At 68.9% G+C, this 501-nt stretch carries 1 pseudogene; it reads left to right on the top strand.

Features of this window, described 5'->3' with window-relative positions:
• Positions 1-245: 245 nt before the first annotated feature.
• Positions 246-501 (top strand): annotated as a pseudogene (locus tag ABD323_RS46255) (hypothetical protein); the annotation flags it as partial.

A 501-nucleotide genomic window follows, 5' to 3' on the forward strand; every position in this document is an offset into this window, starting at 1 on the left:
ACTACGCCCGCCTGACGAGCCGTCAAGCACGGCGGCATCCATGCACCGCAGCGTGGCCCGTCGGACGGCTCTCCTGACTGCCGCAAGCGGAGCACTGTCTCGGCTGCGCCAGGTGAGGACAAAGTGGTTGCGTACGGGACACAACAGGAACCAAGATCTTGACCAGGTCGGGGCGACACCGAGAGGGCGCCTCACACGGAGGTTGGCCGGGTAGGGGCGGATGCCCTCCTGTTGGGAAGGGTTGCATGGCAACGGCGGGGTACGGCCGATACGAAGAGAGCCGGAGCGGCCGGCTCGTAGCAGCAGTCCATGCACGCGACGCCGAGCTGGTGCGTGCGCTGCTGGAAGAGGGAGCGGACCCCGACACGGTCGGCGAGGACGGGCTCCCGGTGTTGTGCGTAGCCGTGGCGGCGTACGACGAACGGGTCGCCGAGGCGTTGGTGGAGGGCGGGGCCGACCAGTACCGATCCTTGCCTGACGGGACGACACCGCTGCTGCGGG

It is taken from the genome of Kitasatospora nipponensis, assembly GCF_039528135.1.
Classification (GTDB): domain Bacteria; phylum Actinomycetota; class Actinomycetes; order Streptomycetales; family Streptomycetaceae; genus Kitasatospora; species Kitasatospora nipponensis.